This window comes from Citrobacter sp. Igbk 17 (assembly GCF_028069775.1).
Classification (GTDB): Bacteria; Pseudomonadota; Gammaproteobacteria; order Enterobacterales; family Enterobacteriaceae; genus Citrobacter.
In genome coordinates, this window is sequence record NZ_JANEWI010000086.1 from 1 (window position 1) to 648 (window position 648).

Here is a 648-nt window from a genome sequence, read left to right on the forward strand (position 1 = left end):
TACGTTCGCCCGCTCCGTCAGAAGCAGGTTCAAAGCCATACTTAATACGTACATCTGATCCATTCCACTGTACAGATCCGTTTCTTCCATTGATGTTTCCATCCTCAACAAAAGCAAAGTTGGCAGCGACTGAATCATCCTTAATTATCTGTATAAGCGCCCGTCGCCATGAATTATTGTCAAAACTGGCAAAGAACTGAGCCTCACACCTGCTGGTGTCATTAGAGGAAATTCTTGAAATTAATAATGGCCCCTGCGCATCAGCCAATGACCCGGTAGAATAGTTTTTAGTCATTTCAATATTCGAATAATCCAAATCCGAATAGGTGAAAAGACCACGAGTAAAAGTCTGCCTACCCGACCACGTATTTCCCCCGCTAAAAAGAGGGATGCAATCGCCGCTAGTTCCGATAGGGGTAGTGGCCGCACTGGTTAATTCCAAACCGGTGCGTGCAGTCGCTGGATTGTTCCCTCCCGTGCCTCCTTGAGTAACACTTAACGGCGTCGTCAGCCCTGTAAGACTGGTAATATCTGAGTTGTTCCCTTTTTTAGCCTTGTCACTGACGCTGTTTATTAACTTTTTCGCTGATGGTCCTGTTGTCTGGCTGGTATCAGGGAGCGTAATGGTTACATCACCATCTGCAGTGA

1 pseudogene is annotated in these 648 nt (G+C 46.3%); it reads right to left on the reverse strand.

The window, feature by feature from the left end:
• Positions 1-648, reverse strand: a pseudogene (locus NNO08_RS22875) (hypothetical protein); the annotation flags it as partial.